The following is an 18,612-nucleotide window of genomic DNA, read 5'->3' on the forward strand; positions in this document are numbered from 1 at the left end:
TATGGCAGCAGAACAAAGAGTCTTAGTGAGGCTAATTTGATGTCAGAACCAAGAGGCGTGCGATGAAAAACAAGTTACTGGCGAGAGTGGCGCGATTGGGCGGCCTATCGTCAGCATTGCTGCTTGCCGGGTGTGAACTTGATGTTCTCGACCCGAAAGGCCCGGTTGGTGAAGGGGTTAAAACCCTAATTGCCACCTCCACAGTCGCAATGCTGATTGTTGTGATTCCGACCATCCTGCTGACGCTTCTGTTTGCCTGGCAGTATCGCCAGTCTAACACGAGCGCCGAGTATCTGCCGAAGTGGTGCCACTCCAATAAAATTGAAGTGATTATTTGGGGCGTGCCTTCCCTGATTATCCTCTTCCTGGCAGTGATTACCTATCAGACCTGTCATTCTCTGGACCCGTACAAACCACTTGAAGCAGAAGCTAATACCAAGCCTCTGCACGTTGAAGTGGTGGCTCTGGACTGGAAATGGCTGTTCATCTACCCAGAACAGGGTATTGCAACGGTCAATCAGCTGGCCATTCCGGTCAACACTCCGATTGACTTCAACATCACCTCTGATTCCGTGATGAACTCCTTCTTCATCCCGCGTCTTGGTTCCATGATCTATGCAATGGCAGGCATGCAGACCCAGCTTCATCTGCTGGCGAGCGAACCAGGCGACTATCTGGGTGAATCTGCCAACTACAGTGGCCGTGGCTTTTCTGACATGAAATTCCATACGCTTGCTGTAAGCGGTGATGAATTCAATGCCTGGGTTGAAAAGGTGAAGTCTTCTTCTGAGCAGCTGGATAGCCAGACCTATCCGAAACTTGCTGCACCAAGCGAAGCGAACCCCGTCGAGTATTTCGCGCATGTTGAACCCGGCATGTTCAACACGATCGTTGCCAAGTACAACAATGGCATGGTCATGGACAAAAGCACTGGCAAGATGATCCAGGTGCAGCAGTCTGCGATGTCCGACATGAATATGAAGGAATAGGATCTATGCTAGGGAGACTATCGCTCTCGGCCATCCCGTTGGATGTGCCGATCCTGGTAGGGACGTTCATCGGCGTTGTCATTGTCGGTGTCGCGGTACTGGGACTTATTACGTATTACGGTAAGTGGGGCTACCTCTGGAAAGAGTGGTTCACTTCTGTCGATCATAAGCGTCTAGCCGTGATGTATATCATCCTGGCACTGGTCGCTCTTTTCCGTGGTTTTGCTGACGCTATCATGATGCGTACTCAGCTCGCGCTGGCGTATGCAGGTAACCCAGGCTATCTACCACCACATCATTACGATCAGATCTTCTCCGCTCACGGAACGATCATGATCTTCTTCCTGGCCATGGCGTTCATGACCGGTCTGTTCAACTTCATCGTGCCTCTGCAGATTGGTGCGCGTGACGTTGCCTTCCCGTTCCTGAACAACCTGAGCTTCTGGATGACGGCTGTTGCGTTTATCCTGGTGAACGTTTCTCTGTTCATCGGTGAATTCTCGCAGTGCGGCTGGCTGGCATATCCGCCTCTGTCCGAAAATCAGTTCAGCCCTGGCGTTGGTGTTGATTACTACATCTGGGCCGTTCAGATTTCCGGTGTTGGCACGCTGCTGACCGGTGTGAACTTCTTTGTAACCATCGTGAAGATGCGCGCTCCGGGCATGACCTGGATGAAAATGCCTGTTTTCACCTGGACAGCTTTCTGTGCTTCCATCCTGATCATGGTGGCCTTCCCTGTTCTGACGGTTGCAGTTGCTCTGCTGGGTCTGGATCGTTACTTCGGGATGCACTTCTTCACCAATGATGGTGGGGGCAACCAGATGTTGTACCTGAACCTGATTTGGGCTTGGGGCCATCCAGAAGTTTACATTCTTGTTATCCCTGCCTTCGGTGTGTTTTCGGAAGTTGTTCCTGCATTTTCCGGCAAGCCACTGTTTGGTTACAGCACCATGGTTTACGCAACCTGCTCCATCATGGTTCTGTCCTTCCTTGTGTGGGTTCACCACTTCTTCACAATGGGCGCTGGTCCGGACGTGAATGCCTTCTTCGGTATCGCGACCATGATCATCTCCATTCCTACCGGTGTTAAGCTGTTTAACTGGCTGTTCACCATGTATAAGGGCCGCATCCAGTTCCATGCCTGCATGTACTGGGCTGTTGGCTTCATGATCACCTTCACCATCGGTGGTATGACCGGCGTTATGCTGGCTATCCCGGGTGCTGACTTCGTTCTGCATAACTCCCTGTTCCTGATTGCTCACTTCCATAATACCATTATTGGTGGTGTGTATTTCGGTTACATCTGTGGCATGAACTTCTGGTTCCCGAAGGTGATGGGCTTCAAGCTGGACGAAACCTGGGGCAAGCGCGCTTTCTGGTTCTGGTTTGTTGGTTTCTATTGCGCATTCGTACCGCTCTACATCGTCGGTTTCGAAGGCATGACCCGTCGTCTGAACCACTACGACAATCCGGCATGGCATCCGTGGCTGCTGGTTGCTGAAGTTGGTGCAGTGCTGGTTATGCTTGGTATCGCTTGCCAGCTTACACAGCTGTATGTTTCCATCCGTGACCGTAACCTGCCGCAGAACCGCGACGTGACCGGTGACCCATGGAATGGCCGTACGCTGGAATGGTCCACGTCTTCCCCGCCGCCGGTCTACAACTTTGCTATCGTTCCTCATGTGCACGAACTCGATGCGTTCATGCATGATAAGGAAAATGGTATTGATACCCGTCAGGCTGGTGCTCAGTACGAAGCAATCCACATGCCCAAGAACACCTCTCTGGGTCTGGCTTGTGGTATCTTTGCCCTGATCTTCGGTTTTGCTGCGGTTTGGTACATCTGGTGGCTGGCTGCTATTGGCCTTGTTGGTGTTATCGGTTCGGTAATTGCCCGCAGCGCTGATAAGGATATTGATTACTATATCCCTGCCGAAGAGGTTGCCCGGATTGAAAACGAGCACACCCGTAAACTGATGGCACAGGCAGCTGAATAACATGGCACAGAACACAACTGTTCAGACCGCAGGCCACGACGAACATCACCACGAATCTCCGGTGGTGTTCGGGTTCTGGGTCTATCTGATGACGGACTGCATCATCTTCGGTACGCTTTTTGCCGTGTTTGCAGTTCTGCGTAACCAGTTTAACGGTGGCCCAACCGGCCACGAACTGTTCGAATTCGGTGGGCTTGGGCTGGAAACAGCCCTCCTGCTGGTTTCGTCCATCACTTATGGGTTCGGCATGATTGCCGCCCATAAAAGCCAGGTTTCCAAGGTTATCCTTTGGCTTGGTGTTACCTTCCTGCTTGGCCTTGGCTTTGTGGGGCTGGAACTGCGTGAATTTGCGCACATGATCGCAGAAGGCGCCGGTCCGGATCGCAGTGCATTCCTGTCTGCGTTCTTTACGCTGGTGTCTACTCACGGTCTGCATGTCACGTGTGGTCTGATCTGGATTGTTACCCTGATCGCTCAGCTGATGGGTACGACTGAAATTCCGGAACGTATGATGAATAAGCTCACTTGCCTGAGCCTGTTCTGGCACTTCCTGGATATCGTCTGGATCTGCGTTTTCACCTATGTCTATCTGGCGAGCATGATCTGATGAGCAATCCGCATACATCCTCCTCAGGCGAGAGCCACGGTAGCGTATCTTCTTACATTATCGGGTTTGTTCTTGCCGTTGTCCTGACGGTCCTGTCGTTTGGCGTGGTGATGAGCCATAGCCTTTCGCCAGCCGGCACTCTGGCTGCTGTTTCAGCTCTCGCTCTGGTTCAGGTTCTGGTGCATCTGCACTACTTCCTGCACATGGGCGGAGACTCCGAACAGCGCTGGAACAACATGTGCTTTGTTTTCACCGTTGCTTTCGTGGCCATCCTGATTGTTGGTTCGGTGTTCATTATGAACAACACCGCGCTGCATATGATGTCCCGCTAATATGGTGAGGTTTCTACCGCCGCGTTAAGTGGCGGTGGGAAAGCAAGCTGAAAAAAGCCCCTGTAGCTATAATGGCTACAGGGGCTTTTTTATTGATCATGTCTTTCTGACAGATCTGTGCAGGGTATCTGGTATCTACGGCTACCCGCCGCCATACGGGCTTTGGATGAAGCATGGAACATCCAAGCTTAAGCGCGCATTAGGTTCTGGGCACAAAAAAAATGGTGCCAGCCTAAGGCCGACACCATTTCTCCAAACCCAAGTAAATAAGGGTTCTCAGTCTTTCTGCGGATTGGGGGAAAGCAGCTCTGTTTTGTTAGGCTTGTCTTTCCATTCTTCCGCATCGGCCGGGGGCGTGCCCTTGCGTGTAATGTTTGGCCACTGGGTGGCGTATTTTGCGTTGATTTCTGCCCACGCTGCTGCACGGTCGTCGCTATCAGGGAAAATGGCTTCGGCGGGGCATTCAGGCTCACACACGCCGCAGTCAATGCATTCATCTGGGTTGATGACCAGAAAGTTTTCACCAGCGTAGAAGCAGTCAACGGGGCAGACTTCCACACAGTCCATGAATTTGCAGCGGATGCAGTTTTCAGTGACCACGTAGGTCATTGCCATCTCCGAAAATATCTGGCGGTGGAGGAGGGGCTCTCACCGCGTGGGGTCAGATGGCAGTACCGTTATATAGAAGCCTGCCACCAAGGATGGCGCAGATATGAGGCGCTTTTTGCCTAATGGCAACCCGCCTGTGTAAGGAGGGCAGCTTTCTTTTTATAACAGAGCTAGGGTTGGTGGTGTTGCCGAAGCGTTGCCAGCACAGCAAAGGGGCTGTTGTGGTTATATTTTTCTGGCTGAACCCTGCCTGTACGCTTTTTTGAGTGTTTCCGATTTTTTACAGTTTTCTGGGGGATAATCAGAAAAGGAGCGGGTGGTCCTGCGTGTGTATCCGGTAAAATCTGGGGTTTTTGGACATGTAACCCAAGGCTGCGCAAAATGCCCGGAAGAATAGCCTTTTTCACACCCAACCGAGAGGCAAAGAAATTCGGAATCTGCCGTGATCCGTGTGAAATCAGGGAAACAGATTCCGCATACAGCGCAGCAGCAATATCGAGTCGGATTAAAGTACCTTCAGAAATAATCCACCCAAGCTGCATGAGAAGAGATTTCTGAGGCGCTGTGAGCAAAGCAGGCACAGGGGCAGAAACGGCACCCGTGCGTGGCAGCTCTGGCAAAACAATACCGGAGTGTAAGCTTAACAAAAGTGCACGCAAAGCCATGGAGCCAGGGCGCATCATTTTACTACAAAACACAGTATTTTTCTGTTGGGTGATGTGAAGGCGCTTCAGTATGTGTCTGGCAGATGCAGGCAGAGTGGAAAGATGCGGTACCTCCGCTACGCCACCATTTTCTACCAGCATATGCACCATGCCGCGGAGTAACGGTTGATCTGCAACTGCTTTTTCAGCCCGAAAGAGCGGTGCCAGCTCTTTGTGGATGTATGCATCAACAAAGGCAGCCAGCCGTTGCCGGATTTTTTCTTTCTGACCGGGTTCCAGAAATTCTGCCTCGCGCACTTCAATAACTGGGTGCAGCACATCTGCCCCGGCTTGCAAACGCGCAATCGTATCCTCCTGCCAGTTGAGTGCACCATTTTGCAGGTTCAGCGTTATTTCCGTGTCTGGCGCTTGTAGGAACTGGGAAACCCGATAGGGAATCTGGTTACGGGCTGCTCTGCGGGCTGCTTTGAGAATGAGTTTCTGATCAGACTGTGCCGCTTCGGGGTCTGGGGTAAAGCTGAAACCCCGCATATGGCCCACAGCATGCCCTTCCACGCTGACTTCACCCGTACGGGTAATTGCGGAAAGCAAAGGGGTGGTGTCTGCTTCTTCCAAGCGCCGTGCCAAGCTTGCTGCACGTTTATCTACAAAGCGCGTTGTCAGGCGTTCATGTAATACGTCGGAAAGAGCATCTTCCAGCCTTAGGGTATGGTTACGCCAATGCGCAGCGTTTTCTACCCAATCCGGTCTGGCAGAAACGTAAGACCACGTGCGGATGCCCATAAGGCGCTGCATCAGAACATCAATATCCCCTTCCAACTGTTCCAGATTGGCAAGGCGAGATTTCATCCAGGCAGAAGGCAGGTGCCCTTTTTGGGCAAGCAGAGTGAAAATTTGCTCACACAGCCGAATATGGCTGTCTTCCCCCAATTTGCGAAAATCTGGAATCTGGCACACCTCCCATAATAGCTGGGTGCGCGCAGGTGTGTGGGCCAGTTTTTGCACCGTAGCATTTTGCATGAGCGCAGAGAGTGCCAATAAATCAGATGCAGGGGCTGCAGATTTCAGGCAGCGGTCAGGGGGCTTTTGGCACAAGCTGGCATAAAGTGTGCTGGGAGACGTAAAATTGAGCTTGCTGTTGCGCCACCACAAAAAAGGTAGCGGTTCAAAATGGTGGGTTTCAATAGCCTCCACCATCCCTTCGGGAAAGGCAGGACATTCCCCAGTTGTGCCAAAAGTGCCGTCCTGCGTACCTCGGCCAGCGCGGCCTGCAATCTGTGCGGCTTCTGCTGGGGTAAGCAGCCGGTTTCTGTAACCATCAAACTTGCAGATATTGGCAAAGGCAATGTGCCGGATATCCATATTCAACCCCATGCCAATGGCATCGGTTGCTACCAGATAATCCACCTCTCGGTTTTGGTAGAGGGCTACCTGCGCATTGCGGGTGCGGGGTGAAAGTTGGCCCATTACCACAGCACAGCCCCCGCGCTTGCGGCGTATAAGTTCTGCAATAGCGTAAACTTCGGCCATGGAAAAAGCCACAATGGCCGTACGCGCAGGCAGACGCGATAGGCGCATATGCCCTGTATATGTCAGGTTGGAAAGGCGCGGGCGTGTGTCTATTTCTATGTCGCGGATCAGGCTTTTCAGCAGCGGCGCAATGGTTTCTGCGCCCAAAAAAAGCGTTTCAGACCGCCCGCGTGCATTTAAAAGCCGATCCGTAAAAACATGGCCGCGCTCGGGGTCCGCACATAGCTGAATTTCATCTACGGCAACAAATTCTACCTTACGATCAGATGGCATGGCCTCCACTGTGCAAGAAAACCAGCGGGCCTGTGGTGGGATGATTTTTTCTTCACCTGTGATCAGCCCAACAGAGCGCACGCCCTTCAGCTTGACCATGCGTTCGTAGTTTTCACGCGCCAGCAGCCGGAGCGGAAAGCCGATCATGCCAGAGGAATGGGCCAGCATCCGTTCCAGCGCCAGATGTGTTTTTCCGGTGTTTGTGGGGCCCAGAATGGCCCGCACGGGAGCATCGTCCTGCATAGATGCGTGATGAGCGGCAGCAGCCATACGGCGGGAAGAAACCATCATGCAAACATCGTCGGCTGCCGCGTGTGGAAAAGCAAGCCATCAGATGCCATTATCCTTACAGACGGAAATATGCTGGCAGGCAGTTTGCCTGAAAGCGAAGGGAGAAATGTTATGCCTGTTCGTGAAGCCGATTGTCTGGTTGTGTCCCGCCGAGGAAGCAAGGTGCGCACTGTTCATGCTGTTCGCCCTTCGGATCAAGCGGTTTTGGGCTCATGGATAGGGGAACAGGCAGCGGCTTTTGCAGAAAACTGCGGCTTTAAGGCGCGTCCGGGCCAACTGGTAATGGTTCCAGATACAAATGGTGTGCCAACAGCGCTGTTTGGGGTGCCCGAAAAAGATGTGGTGGACCCATTTGTTTTTGGGGCTTTGGCACAAGATCTGCCAGCAGGAGACTGGCGGGTGGAAGCACCGGATGACATTGCGCGGCATGATGTCATTTTGGGTTTCTGCCTTGGGGCGTATCAGTATGGGCTGAAATCTGCATCTGCCAAAAAACCCACAATACGGTTGGTGGTCACGGCGCAGGAACGTGCAAGCGTGGCATCGGAAATGGCGCGTTCTATCTGGCTTGCGCGTGATCTGATCAATACGCCCGCCAATTTGTTGGGGCCCTCAGATTTGGCACGAGCAGCCAAAACGGTGCTCAAGGAATTTGGTGCCCATGTAGACGTTATAAAAGGTGCTGCGCTGGATAAAGCCTACCCTTTGCTGGCGCATGTAGGGAATGGATCAGACCGTGGCCCTCGCGTGGTGGTGGCGCAGTGGCAGGGCAGCACGGCAGATAAAAAAGCACCGCTGATTTCTTTGGTGGGTAAGGGCGTGTGCTTTGATAGCGGGGGGTACGATCTCAAACCCTCCAGCGGCATGCTACGCATGAAAAAGGATATGGGCGGGGCAGCAACAGTTCTGGCACTTGCCCGCCTGATTATGACGCAGGATCTGCCCATAAGGTTGGAAGTGCGGCTGGGGTGTGTGGAAAACAGTGTTTCCGGCCATGCCATGCGCCCGTTGGATGTAGTGCGCAGCCGTTCTGGCCTGACGGTGGAAATTGGCAACACAGATGCAGAAGGCCGCTTGGTTTTGTGTGACCTGCTGCATGAAGCCGGGGAACAGAAACCAGACCTGTTGTTGGATGTTGCAACCCTAACCGGGGCCGCGCGTGTGGCGCTGGGGCCAGATTTGCCTGCCCTGCTGTGTAATGATGAAGCTGTTTCCAAGGTATTTCTGGAGGCAGGGCAGCAGGAAGCAGACCCCATGTGGCGCTTGCCTTTGTGGCAAGGATACCGCGAATGGTTGGGAAGTTCTGTTGCAGATCTCAGTAATATTTCATCAAGACCTATGGCAGGCGCGATTACTGCCGGTTTATTTCTTGAACGATTTGTAAATCCAGATCAGCGCTGGGTGCATATCGACAGTTATGCCTGGAATGACAGTTCTCGCCCAGGGCGGCCAAAAGGTGGGGATTCTCCAGGGGTTCGGGCCATTTTCAAAACCATTACGAAGCTTTTTTGTGAAGAACAAAATGCCGATGCCACAAAGGTGTCATAAAAGAAGAGGTAATATGTTTTTATTAATACTTTAAAAGAGTCGTTTCGCCTCCTATATGAAATCTCAAGGGGATTCGTTCCGTAACAGGAAGCGGGAATATGTCGCTTTATCTTGAGAGATCAGGAAAAGCGTGCAGCAAAAGGAAAGTGAAGCTTATGCCTCAGGCAGCAGAAAAAACAGAGGATCTGGCAAAAACCCTGCGGGACACCATTGTGTCTTTGGTGCGTGGAGATGCTCCAGATCTGTCCGCTCGCCAATTGGCTGTGTTTTTGACATGCTATCTGGATGAAACCGGCCATACCGTACGTGGTTTGGCTGCCAGCCTGAATGTTTCCAAGCCAGCTATTACGCGCGCTCTGGACCGGCTGAGTGAGCTTGATCTGGCACGCCGTAAGGTAGATCCGCTGGATCGTCGTTCCGTGCTGGTGCAGCGTACGCCTAAAGGTGCTGCTTACCTGAAGGAAATTCGCACCATTATGGGTGAAACTGTAGAAAACGCGGCCCGCAAGGCCCAGCGTTCTGCAGAGCGTGAACCCGCTGCCCGCCGTGTGCGCCGTGTGATGGCTGCCTGAGTTTTAGCTGCTACGTCCAGCTTGAAACTTTTACAGGTAGGAAACGTTTTTTCTTCACGGTTTTCTGAAAAGCCTGCTGCTTTATATTAAAGTAGCAGGCTGATTTTTCAGCCTAACCAACAAGAAGAAAGGAACGTTTCATGCGATTTTCTTCATTTTTTGCCGCAGCAGCGCTTGCGGCATCAGCCAGTTTTATTCCTGTTGCTCATGCTGAAGATGCCATGGGCTCACCCACTGCTACGGTTACCATTACGGCAAGATCAGCCGATATTGGCGTAGGTTATACATGGGGTGGTGGCAGGCTGCGTTACGGCGGAAAAACGTATAAGTTTTCCATTACCGGCGGCACAATTGCTGCCGTTGGCTATTCAAAAATTGAAGGCAAAGGTACCGTTTATAATCTGCATCGTCTGTCAGATTTTAATGGGACTTATGGTGCTGCTCATGGTGAAGCAACGCTGGGCCAAGGTTTGGGTGGTGCCGTTCTGGAAAACAAGAATGGCGTACGTATTAAAATCGAAACCATTTCCCAAGGTGCTCGGCTTGCCGGTTCTGCACAGGGTCTGACCCTGACGTTGGAAAAATAAAAGTGGTCTTTACCACGTGCCAACAGGGTGTTGGCGCGTGCGTAAAACGGCAAAACCTGTCCATACAAGTTGGGGCACGCACACAAGTATAAAAGCCGTTATACTTCCCGCTATAATCGGCATTGGGGCTACAAAACAGCTCACCATCATACCCCAAAGTGTGAAGGTCCATTCCATAAGAGAAATGGCAGGGGCGTATATGCCGCTCCGGTGTAACACCTGGTACAAATGCCCACGATGCGCCTGCACTAGGGAATGTCCGGCCAATTTGCGGCGGATAAGCGTAAAAATCACATCATAAATCAACGGGAACAGCAGTGCAGGCCCAACAACCCATCCAGAGGGTAGTGGAGAATGTGCTGCGGTATACAGGGCTGCGGCTCCAGCCAGTAACCCACATCCTTGGCTTCCTACATCACCTAGAAAAATACGTGCGTTTGGGAAATTGAAAGGCAGAAAACCTGCCAGACAAAAAACCATGAGCAATGCAGGCCAGCGTAAGGCGGGCACTCCCAGATAAGTGGCTGCTGCGGCCATGCATAATGCTGCAACACATAAACAGCCAGAAATCAGCCCATTTAACCCATCCATAAAGTTGACGGCATTGGTGATAAATATCAGCCACAATACAGAAAGAACGGCCCCAACAATTGGCGTGGGCCAAGGCAGAGCAATGCCTCCAGCTACAATTATGCAGGCAGCGGCACATTGTGCTGCAAATTTAATGGCGGGGGACCACTGATAAATATCATCCAGCCATGAAACGGCACACAATAACAAAGTTGCAGCGGCCAACGTGCAGGCTGAGAAAGAAAAAAGTGACTGGCCAGTAACATACATAAGAACCGGCAAAACACCTGCAAAAGCAAGCATTACGCCTATGCCGCCCCCTTTGGGTGTAGGCGTATCATGGGCGCTGCGGTGGCCCGGCGTATCCATAACGGCAAGCCCGATCATGCCACGCACAAGACAGGCAGAAAGAGCACAGGCACCTAAAAGGCAAAAAATTGCCACACAGGAAAAAGAAAAAGACATGAAAAGACAGTCGTCCGGTTGAGCCGCTTCTAGGATGGCAGGTGCTACGCTATAGGTGCAAGATAATGGCATCACAACACTCTCAGCCCCTGCACCGTAATCCGCGCCTGCGCCCTGTAAACAGGATAGCCGTAAATATCCTGCTGGATGGCGTATTGGCAGCACTTGCCGCACCTCTGGCGCGGTGGCTGGCGGCCCCGCAAGATGGATTGCTGCACCCACTCTGGTTTCTGGCCGGGGGGGCTATCACGCTGCTTGTCAGTGGGTTGCCGTTCCGTATGCCGCAGCAGTACTGGCGGTTTTCCGGTGTTTCAGATCTTCTGGGCATTGCCGGGGCCTCTATTGCAAGTTCCGTCCTGTTTTCGTGCGGGCTTGTAGCGGTGGGCTTTCCGTTACCTAGTCTGACCTTTCCCATTATTTATGCGCTGGTTCTGCTGGTGATGTTGGGCGGGCTGCGTGTGGGGTATCGTCTGGCACATAGAATAGCCCTCCGCCGTGCCAATTTGCGGCGCGTGGTGCTGATAGGGGCAGATACGGTTGCAGATCTGTATTTGCGTGCGCTGGAGCGTAACCCGGAAGCCGGGATTCGTGTTGTCGGGCTTGTGGCCTTGGGCACACATCAAGCAGGCCGACGCATCCATAACGTGCCCATTCTGGGGCATGTGGAAGATATCGGAGCTATTTTAGACCGGCTGGCAAAAAACAATGTGCTGCCCGAATCCTTGGTGGTGACTGATCCTTCTTTCCGCGGCCGTGCCCTGACAAATGTGCTGGATGCTGCGGCAGTGCACGGTATCTCGGTATTGCGCACGCCTGCTTTAACAGATCTTACTCCAGCCGAACGTGTGCAGTTGCGGCCCGTCCCGCTGGAAGACCTTCTCAATCGTCCTCAGGTGCCATTGGATCGGGAAGGCATGGAACGGTTGGTGGGCAACCGCACCGTTCTGGTTACGGGGGCCGGTGGCACCATTGGTTCAGAACTGGTGCGGCAGATTGCTCTGTTAAGCCCAGAGCGGCTTATCCTGCTCGATCATGGCGAGTTCGAACTCTGGCAGATAGACGTGGAACTGGCAGATTGTGCTCCTCATGTGCCGCGTGAAGTGGTGGTGGCCGATGTGCGGGATGAAGCGCGGCTGGATGAGGTGATGGCCCGTTTCCGGCCGGAACTGGTGTTTCATGCTGCAGCCCTGAAGCATGTGCCTATTGTGGAGGCAAACCCGGCAGAAGGGTTGCTGACCAATGTGCATGGTACGCGCGTTGTGGCGGATACGGCATCTCGCCATGGGGCGCAGGCCATGGTGGTGATTTCAACAGACAAGGCGGTAAATCCTTCCAGCCTAATGGGGGCATCCAAGCGTGCGGCAGAAATGTACTGTCAGGCATTGGATGTGCGTGCCCGTGCATCGGGTAAGCCTGATGCCATGCGGTGTGTTACCGTGCGCTTTGGCAATGTACTGGGGTCCACAGGTTCTGTTGTGCCTCTGTTCCGCCGGCAGCTAGAACGAGGCGGCCCGCTGACAGTCACACACCCGGAAATGCGCCGATATTTCATGACAGTGCCAGAAGCCGTGGGGCTTGTGCTGCAAGCCAGCGTGCGGGGCATGCGCCACACCGAGGGGTCTGGCACTGATGATCTGCTGCGGCACGGTGGTATTTTTGTGCTGGATATGGGCGAACCCGTTCGTATTGTAGATTTGGCCCGGCAGATGATCCGTATGGCCGGTTTGCGCCCCGATGAAGATGTAACCATCCGTTTTACGGGCCTAAGGCCCGGTGAAAAACTGTATGAAGAACTGTTCCATGGTCGGGAAGCCCCTGTACCAACCGATGAACCCGGTTTGCTAATGGCCACCCCTCGGTTGGTTGATCTGGAGCAGATACGCCAGGCGGTGGACCAGATTACGGCCTATGCGCGAGAAGGTGATGTGCAGGCTGCTTTGCGTATTCTGGCATTGCTGGTGCCGGAATTCGATCATAACCCAGCAGGAGAGGTGCGTGCCCTGGCGCCGGAATCTGCGGCGTCTGGTGCTATGGCTGCGGGTGTTGTACACAGCGGACAGGCGCAGGCCGATGGCAATGAGCAGGTGGCATTATGAACAGTTCACAAAACAGGCCTATCGCTTTTCTTGATCTCGCAGCCCAGCAAAAACGGCTGGAACCCGCATTGCGGCAGCGGCTGGAGGCTGTTCTGGCGCATTGTCGCTTTGTAATGGGGCCAGAAGTTCTGGAGCTGGAACAGCGTTTGGCCCAGTGGTGCGGTGCGCGGGAATGCGTGGGTGTTTCCTCCGGCACAGATGCCTTGCAGATTGTGATGATGGGGGAACAGATTGGCCGGGGTGATGCCGTGTTCCTGCCAGCGTTTACCTATACCGCCACGGCAGAAGTGCCTTTAGTGCTGGGTGCCACGCCTGTTTTTGTGGATGTTGACCCAAACACTTTCCAGATTGACCCAGAGCATCTGCGCAGCCGTATTCGTGCTGTGCGAGAAGCAGGTAAACTGAAGCCACGTGCCATTGTTGGGGTGGATCTGTTCGGCCAACCTGCACCGTGGGCAGATTTACGCGCCATTGCGCAGGAAGAAGACCTTTTTCTGTTGGCAGATTGCGCACAGTCCTTTGGAGCAAAGTTGAACGGTGCGCCTTTGGGGCGGGAAGCCACGGCAACCACGCTCTCCTTCTTTCCTTCCAAGCCCTTGGGGGGGTACGGAGATGGCGGCGCTATTCTCACGGATGACCCGGAACGCGCAGCTCTCTACCGCTCCCTACGCACGCACGGTGAAGGCACAACCCGGTATGAGGTTTTGCGCACCGGTATGAACGGGCGCTTGGATACCCTGCAAGCCGCTGTGCTGCTGGCCAAGCTGGATGATTTTGCACGAGAACTGACGCGGCGTGAGGAAATTGCCTGCCAGTACGACGCAGGCCTGAAAGATGTGGTACAGGTGCCTGCGCGTGTGCCAGACAGCCAGAGCGCATGGGCCATTTATTCCGTGTTGCTGAAAAACAGTGCCGAGCGTGAGCAGATGCAGGCCCGCCTGAAAGAGCAGGGTGTGCCTTCAGCCATTTATTATCCGCTGCCGCTGCATAAACAGCCAGCTTACCGTGATCATCATGACGGTACGGCGTTGCCTGTTTCTGAAGATCTGGCACAGCGGATTTTGGCACTGCCAATCCACCCGGAACTGACTGATGAAGAAGTGGCCCGCGTTATTGCAGCGGTGCGCGGGTAAGAGAAAGATACAGATAATGCGGAAAGAGACGGCGTTTATTATTGGCTTTTTTATTTTTACGCTCAGTACGGCAGCGCTGATCTGGAAAGTGGCTCTGCCTAACCTGAAGCCGGTTTCCTTTCCGCAAGTGGCCAGCGGCACTTTGGATGTTGGCCCCATGCACCGCACGCGCGCCCTAAGCCCGGATGAAGTAAAAGCGGTGAATGACTGGTTTAAGGATAACAAAGGTGGCTGGGGGCCGTTAACACGTACGCCGCCATCATCGGGCGATGCCCGCATGGTGCTGAACGATGCCCAAGGCAAGGAAGCTCTGGTGCTTACGCTTTGGACAGGTATCAGTGCCGCAGATTGGAACTCTACCGTATTTGTTGAAAACCCGGATGGATCTCAGGTCCATTACAGGTCATTTTCCAATAAGGAGTTTGCGCCTTTGCGGATGATGGTTGACCGTTACCCCTATAAACGGTCCAGCTTTCCCTGATTTTTAAAAGCGTATAGCGCCATAAAAGCAAAACCCCTTCCATCAACATGATGGAAGGGGTTTTGCTATGCGCTGAATGGCTGCGCCGGAGGGTTAGCCAGCAGGCCTGTCTGTGGCATCAAAACGGAAAGGCTTGCCAATGGCTTTGTCTGCCAATGTACCTTCCCACATTACCTGATTACCGCGGATAATGGTACCAATAGGGCGGCCTGTAATGGTGTTTCCTGTAAAGGGAGACCACCCGCAACGTGAGGCCAACCATTCTTCCTTGATCGTCCATTGGGCTTTCAGATCCACAATTGTGAAGTCTGCATCATACCCAACGGCAATGCGGCCTTTACGCACCAAGCCAAACAGACGCTGTGGGCCAGCGGATGTTAAATCCACCAAGCGGCGCAGTGTTAGCCGGTGGTGCGCAACATGGTTGAGCATCAGGGGCAGAAGCGTTTGCACGCCCGGCATACCGGAGGGCGAGGCCGGATAGGTGCGGGCCTTGGCTTCCTTGCTATGGGGCGCGTGGTCAGACCCAATCACATCTGGCAAGCCTTGGGATACCCAATGCCACAGACCATCACGGTGCGCACCAGAACGGATAGGCGGGTTCATCTGTGCGAAGGTGCCTAGGCGAGGGTAGGCTTCTTCCCCGGCTAGTGTCAGATGTTGTGGGGTGAGTTCACAGCTTGCCACATCGCGGTGCTGTGCAATCAGGGCCAGTTCTGCGGGAGTGGTGATGTGCAGCACATGCACGCGCCGCCCGGTTTTGCGGGCCAGATGCAGCACACGCGTGGTGGCGCGCAGGGCTGTTTCATCATCCCGCCAAACGGGGTGGGAGGATGGATCACCCTCAATCCGTTCTCCCATCCGTTCTTTCAGGCGGGTTTCATCTTCAGCATGAATGGCCACGCGGCGCTGGCCAGATTTCAGCACGCGCTCCAGCATACTGTCTTCTGAAACCAGCAGACTGCCGGTGGAAGAGCCCATGAACACCTTGATACCAGCGGTACCCGGTAGTTTTTCCAGTTCACCGCATTGGTCGGCGTTATCAACCGTGGCGCCTACGTAAAAGGCATGTTCGCACCACATGCGGCCTTTGGCACGCGCCAGTTTGTCTGCCACCGCTTCTGGCGTAGAGGTGGTAGGTTTGGTGTTGGGCATTTCAAACACACCCGTTACCCCACCCAGTACGGCGGCACGACTGCCGGATTCGAGGTTTTCGTTTTCCTCGGCACCTGGTTCACGGAAATGAACCTGCGTATCTATAACACCCGGCAGAATGGTCAGGCCTGTGCAGTCTATGGTGCGGGCCGCGTCAGCTTGCCCACCAATAGCGGCAATAGTGCCATCTTTTACGTAAACTGTGGTTTCCACTGTGCCATCAGGCAGCACAACGGAACCACCTTTCAGTGCCAGATCAAAGGGGCCGTGCTGGTCGCCAATAAAAAGGGCAGAAGGTGCCATAGGGAATTATCCTTCAGCTTTTGGGGTTTCCCGTGTGCGGGTACGCATGGTCACCAGCTCTTCAGCCGATGTGGGGTGAATACCGATTGTGCGGTCAAAATCTGCTTTTGTCAGTTCAGCCGTTACGGCAATGGCCACACCTTGCAGCATTTCTGGTGCGTCATCCCCCAGAATATGCACGCCCACAACCTTCTGGCTTTTTTGGTCAACAACCAGCTTCATCACCGTTTTACGAGTGCGGCCGGTCAGGGTGTGCCGCATGGGGGTAAAGCGTGTGAAATAAATATCCACAACGCCATTCCGGGCGGCTTCTTCCTCTGTCAGCCCGACGGTTGCTAACGGAGGGGAGAAGAAAACAGCCTTGGGAGTTGTAGCGTAGCACCATTGGCGGGCAGGCCCTTTGCCAAACAGGCGGTCAGCTAGATTATGGCCTTCCGCAATGGCAACGGGGGTAAGGTTGATACGGTCTGTAACATCCCCAATGGCGTAAACGCCTGGCTGGGCTGTTTCACTATTTATATCCACCTTGATGCGCCCATTATCTGCGGTGGTAATAGCAGTGTTTTCCAGTCCCAGTGCGTCAATTTTGGGGCGTCGGCCTGTTGCCATAAACACGCAATCTGTGTGCAGGTGCTGTCCATTATCCAGTGCTACCACAAGGTCTGTGCCTTCTTTGGTAATAGCGGTGGAACAGGCGTGGCGGTGCTGGGTAATGCCGCGTGCATCAATGGCTTCCGCCATGGCGCTGCGCATTTCTTCATCAAACCCGCGCAAGGGCAAATCGCGCCGGTAAACCAGATCTACCTTGGAGCCCAAGCCTGCAAAAATACCGGCAAATTCCAGCCCGATATATCCGCTGCCAATAATAACCACCCGTTTTGGCCGTTGCGGCAGGTGGAAGGCTTCGTCTGATGTAATGGCCAGTTCTGCGCCTGGGATATCAGGCTTTACGGGTGTGGAACCGGTGGCAATAACAATGCGTTCTGCCGTAATGGTGCGGGGGTCTTCATCCGGCGCAAGGGGAGAAGGTTCAATGCGGATGGTATGTCCATCTACAAACCGGGCATGGCCGGTGAGGAGCGTAATACCGGCTTTTTCCAGCATGGAGACATAAATGCCGTTCAGGCGGGTAATTTCCCGATCCTTGGCGGCCATCAGCTTGCCCCAGTCATGCGTACCGCGAGTAGAGGTCCAGCCAAAGCCGTGGCTGTCATCTACCATATCACCGTATTCACTGGCTTGTACCATAAGCTTTTTGGGCACACAGCCCAAATTCACACAGGTACCGCCCCAGTGTCGGCTTTCTGCAATGGCAACGCGCGCACCGTGGCTGGCCGCAATGCGTGCGCACCGTACGCCGCCGGAGCCCGCCCCAATAACCAAAAGATCAAAATCATAGCTCATGGGGCGTGCTCCTTTTAATAATGTGTCTTAAGAGGCGGTGTTGGGCATAAAAACGCGTGCCTTATCGTTCGGCAAACGCTTTTTCCACCACGTATGCACCCGGAGTGGACATGTTGCCTTCATCAAACCCACGCGCACGCAGCAGGGCTTCCGTATCAGCCAGCATTTCCGGGGAACCACAGATCATGACGCGGTCATGTTCTGGATCAAGCTCAGGAATGTTCAGATCCTTGAAGATCTTGCCCGATTCAATCAGCTTGGTGATGCGTTCTGTTACGGCAAAGTCTTCACGCGTAACGGCTGGGTAGTACAGCAGCTTTTCCTTGATTTCTTCACCAAGGAATTCGTGTTCGGGCAGTTCGTGGCGGATGTGGTTGGAATATGCCAGTTCGCCAGACAGACGCACGGTGTGTGTCAGAATAACATGGTCATACCGTTCATAGCATTCCGGATCCTTGATCAGGCTCATGAACGGGGCCAGCCCTGTGCCAGTGGACAGGAAATACAGGTTACGGCCGGGGCGCAGGTTATCCAGCAACAGCGTGCCGGTTGGTTTGCGGCCGATCAGCACCGTATCACCCACTTTTACGTGGCGCAGGCGGGATGTCAGCGGGCCGTTGGGCACAGCAATGGAAAGAAATTCCATTTCATCTGCATAGTTGGGGGATGCAATGGAATAGGCACGCAGCAGGGGCTTGCCGTCTACTTCAATCCCGATCATGGCAAACTGGCCGTTTTCAAAGCGCAGGCCGGGGTCACGGGTGGTGGTGAAGCTGAACAGGCGGTCCGTCCAGTGATGAACGGTCAGAACCTTGGCAGGGTAAAGGTGCCCGTATTCCTTGGTAGGCGAGGCCAGATGCCACACGCCTTCCTGTCCATCAACAGGCAGCAGGCCGCTGGGCACTTCAGAGGCAGACATCCGTGGCAGGATATCGTTTTCAAGCATGGTTTCAGACATGGACCGCTATGTACTCCGCTTGTAGCAGATCAGAACAATGTGCCTTT

General features: G+C 53.8%; 16 protein-coding genes. 10 read left to right on the plus strand and 6 right to left on the minus strand.

Annotation, left to right across the window (positions count from 1 at the left end; genetic code table 11):
- The first annotated feature begins 62 nt into the window (after positions 1-62).
- The 4 genes from cyoA to cyoD are packed head-to-tail and all read left to right on the plus strand — an operon-like array spanning position 63 to position 3,925.
- Positions 63-989 (plus strand): ubiquinol oxidase subunit II, encoded by a 927-nt coding sequence (gene cyoA, locus APA10_RS00565; protein WP_006116679.1) that lies wholly within the window; start codon positions 63-65, stop codon positions 987-989.
- A 5-nt stretch (positions 990-994) separates the two neighbouring features.
- Positions 995-2,986: a cytochrome o ubiquinol oxidase subunit I gene (gene cyoB, locus APA10_RS00570; RefSeq protein ID WP_012812299.1), complete on the plus strand. Its 1,992-nt coding sequence runs from the start codon at positions 995-997 to the stop codon at positions 2,984-2,986.
- A 1-nt stretch (position 2,987) separates the two neighbouring features.
- Entirely contained in the window at positions 2,988-3,593 is a 606-nt protein-coding gene (gene cyoC / locus APA10_RS00575) for a cytochrome o ubiquinol oxidase subunit III (protein WP_003629826.1), read from the plus strand.
- Positions 3,593-3,925: a cytochrome o ubiquinol oxidase subunit IV gene (gene cyoD, locus APA10_RS00580; RefSeq protein ID WP_003629825.1), complete on the plus strand. Its 333-nt coding sequence runs from the start codon at positions 3,593-3,595 to the stop codon at positions 3,923-3,925. Before cyoC ends, cyoD begins: the two co-directional genes overlap by 1 nt.
- Before the next feature lie 276 nt (positions 3,926-4,201).
- On the opposite strand, the gene fdxA is transcribed toward cyoD, so the two are convergent.
- Together fdxA and APA10_RS00590 are read right to left on the minus strand one after the other, a co-directional pair.
- Positions 4,202-4,534 carry a ferredoxin FdxA gene (fdxA, locus tag APA10_RS00585; RefSeq protein ID WP_012812302.1) on the minus strand — a complete coding sequence of 111 codons (333 nt, stop codon included), beginning with the start codon at positions 4,532-4,534 and terminating at the stop codon, positions 4,202-4,204.
- A gap of 170 nt (positions 4,535-4,704) precedes the next feature.
- The gene (locus APA10_RS00590; protein ID WP_035365860.1) at positions 4,705-7,245 is read right to left on the minus strand and encodes a helicase-related protein; all 2,541 of its coding nucleotides are present in this window, start codon (positions 7,243-7,245) and stop codon (positions 4,705-4,707) included.
- A gap of 9 nt (positions 7,246-7,254) precedes the next feature.
- Between APA10_RS00590 and APA10_RS00595 the strand changes: the two genes are divergently transcribed.
- The 3 genes from APA10_RS00595 to APA10_RS00605 all read left to right on the plus strand — a co-directional run bounded on the left by APA10_RS00595 (position 7,255) and on the right by APA10_RS00605 (position 10,000).
- Positions 7,255-8,841: a leucyl aminopeptidase family protein gene (locus APA10_RS00595; protein WP_080587101.1), complete on the plus strand. Its 1,587-nt coding sequence runs from the start codon at positions 7,255-7,257 to the stop codon at positions 8,839-8,841.
- A gap of 98 nt (positions 8,842-8,939) precedes the next feature.
- Positions 8,940-9,413 (plus strand): MarR family transcriptional regulator, encoded by a 474-nt coding sequence (locus APA10_RS00600; protein ID WP_012812305.1) that lies wholly within the window; start codon positions 8,940-8,942, stop codon positions 9,411-9,413.
- Positions 9,414-9,553: 140 nt separating this feature from the next.
- Positions 9,554-10,000, plus strand: a complete 447-nt coding sequence (locus APA10_RS00605) for a hypothetical protein (protein ID WP_003629818.1) — start codon at positions 9,554-9,556, stop codon at positions 9,998-10,000.
- A gap of 9 nt (positions 10,001-10,009) precedes the next feature.
- Here APA10_RS00605 and APA10_RS00610 read toward each other — a convergent pair whose 3' ends face one another.
- The gene (locus tag APA10_RS00610) at positions 10,010-11,107 is read right to left on the minus strand and encodes an MraY family glycosyltransferase (RefSeq protein ID WP_035365855.1); all 1,098 of its coding nucleotides are present in this window, start codon (positions 11,105-11,107) and stop codon (positions 10,010-10,012) included.
- Between APA10_RS00610 and APA10_RS00615 the strand changes: the two genes are divergently transcribed.
- Genes APA10_RS00615 through APA10_RS00625 form a run of 3 tightly spaced genes read left to right on the plus strand, consistent with a single transcriptional unit; the run spans position 11,101 to position 14,745 of the window.
- On the plus strand, positions 11,101-13,131 hold the full coding sequence (locus APA10_RS00615; RefSeq protein WP_003629816.1) for a polysaccharide biosynthesis protein: 2,031 nt from the start codon (positions 11,101-11,103) through the stop codon (positions 13,129-13,131). The two genes, APA10_RS00610 and APA10_RS00615, sit on opposite strands and share 7 nt — an antisense overlap.
- Positions 13,128-14,264, plus strand: coding sequence for a DegT/DnrJ/EryC1/StrS family aminotransferase (locus tag APA10_RS00620; RefSeq protein WP_035367290.1), 1,137 nt, complete (start codon positions 13,128-13,130; stop codon positions 14,262-14,264). The genes APA10_RS00615 and APA10_RS00620 overlap by 4 nt, the downstream gene beginning before the upstream one ends.
- A 16-nt stretch (positions 14,265-14,280) precedes the next feature.
- Positions 14,281-14,745 carry a hypothetical protein gene (locus APA10_RS00625; RefSeq protein WP_003629813.1) on the plus strand — a complete coding sequence of 155 codons (465 nt, stop codon included), beginning with the start codon at positions 14,281-14,283 and terminating at the stop codon, positions 14,743-14,745.
- 93 nt (positions 14,746-14,838) lie between these two features.
- Here APA10_RS00625 and APA10_RS00630 read toward each other — a convergent pair whose 3' ends face one another.
- The 3 genes from APA10_RS00630 to APA10_RS00640 all read right to left on the minus strand — a co-directional run bounded on the left by APA10_RS00630 (position 14,839) and on the right by APA10_RS00640 (position 18,565).
- Positions 14,839-16,203, minus strand: a complete 1,365-nt coding sequence (locus APA10_RS00630) for a dihydroorotase (RefSeq protein ID WP_003629811.1) — start codon at positions 16,201-16,203, stop codon at positions 14,839-14,841.
- Between the two features lie 6 nt (positions 16,204-16,209).
- Positions 16,210-17,607 (minus strand): glutathione-disulfide reductase, encoded by a 1,398-nt coding sequence (gorA, locus tag APA10_RS00635; RefSeq protein WP_035367291.1) that lies wholly within the window; start codon positions 17,605-17,607, stop codon positions 16,210-16,212.
- Between the two features lie 61 nt (positions 17,608-17,668).
- Positions 17,669-18,565 carry a ferredoxin--NADP reductase gene (locus APA10_RS00640; RefSeq protein ID WP_003629809.1) on the minus strand — a complete coding sequence of 299 codons (897 nt, stop codon included), beginning with the start codon at positions 18,563-18,565 and terminating at the stop codon, positions 17,669-17,671.
- Between the last annotated feature and the right edge of the window lie 47 nt (positions 18,566-18,612).

It is taken from the genome of Acetobacter pasteurianus subsp. pasteurianus LMG 1262 = NBRC 106471 (assembly GCF_000285275.1).
Lineage (GTDB): Bacteria > Pseudomonadota > Alphaproteobacteria > Acetobacterales > Acetobacteraceae > Acetobacter > Acetobacter pasteurianus.

Excerpts from the sequence above, each read along its gene's own strand:
- cyoA (WP_006116679.1), top strand. The coding sequence starts at position 63 with ATGAAAAACAAGTTACTGGCGAGAGTGGCGCGATTGGGCGGCCTATCG.
- cyoB (WP_012812299.1), top strand. The coding sequence starts at position 995 with ATGCTAGGGAGACTATCGCTCTCGGCCATCCCGTTGGATGTGCCGATC.
- cyoC (WP_003629826.1), top strand. The coding sequence starts at position 2,988 with ATGGCACAGAACACAACTGTTCAGACCGCAGGCCACGACGAACATCAC.
- cyoD (WP_003629825.1), top strand. The coding sequence starts at position 3,593 with ATGAGCAATCCGCATACATCCTCCTCAGGCGAGAGCCACGGTAGCGTA.
- fdxA (WP_012812302.1), bottom strand. The coding sequence starts at position 4,534 with ATGACCTACGTGGTCACTGAAAACTGCATCCGCTGCAAATTCATGGAC.
- APA10_RS00590 (WP_035365860.1), bottom strand. The coding sequence starts at position 7,245 with ATGCAGGACGATGCTCCCGTGCGGGCCATTCTGGGCCCCACAAACACC.
- APA10_RS00595 (WP_080587101.1), top strand. The coding sequence starts at position 7,255 with ATGAGCGGCAGCAGCCATACGGCGGGAAGAAACCATCATGCAAACATC.
- APA10_RS00600 (WP_012812305.1), top strand. The coding sequence starts at position 8,940 with ATGTCGCTTTATCTTGAGAGATCAGGAAAAGCGTGCAGCAAAAGGAAA.
- APA10_RS00605 (WP_003629818.1), top strand. The coding sequence starts at position 9,554 with ATGCGATTTTCTTCATTTTTTGCCGCAGCAGCGCTTGCGGCATCAGCC.
- APA10_RS00615 (WP_003629816.1), top strand. The coding sequence starts at position 11,101 with ATGGCATCACAACACTCTCAGCCCCTGCACCGTAATCCGCGCCTGCGC.
- APA10_RS00610 (WP_035365855.1), bottom strand. The coding sequence starts at position 11,107 with ATGCCATTATCTTGCACCTATAGCGTAGCACCTGCCATCCTAGAAGCG.
- APA10_RS00620 (WP_035367290.1), top strand. The coding sequence starts at position 13,128 with ATGAACAGTTCACAAAACAGGCCTATCGCTTTTCTTGATCTCGCAGCC.
- APA10_RS00625 (WP_003629813.1), top strand. The coding sequence starts at position 14,281 with ATGCGGAAAGAGACGGCGTTTATTATTGGCTTTTTTATTTTTACGCTC.
- APA10_RS00630 (WP_003629811.1), bottom strand. The coding sequence starts at position 16,203 with ATGGCACCTTCTGCCCTTTTTATTGGCGACCAGCACGGCCCCTTTGAT.
- gorA (WP_035367291.1), bottom strand. The coding sequence starts at position 17,607 with ATGAGCTATGATTTTGATCTTTTGGTTATTGGGGCGGGCTCCGGCGGC.
- APA10_RS00640 (WP_003629809.1), bottom strand. The coding sequence starts at position 18,565 with ATGTCTGAAACCATGCTTGAAAACGATATCCTGCCACGGATGTCTGCC.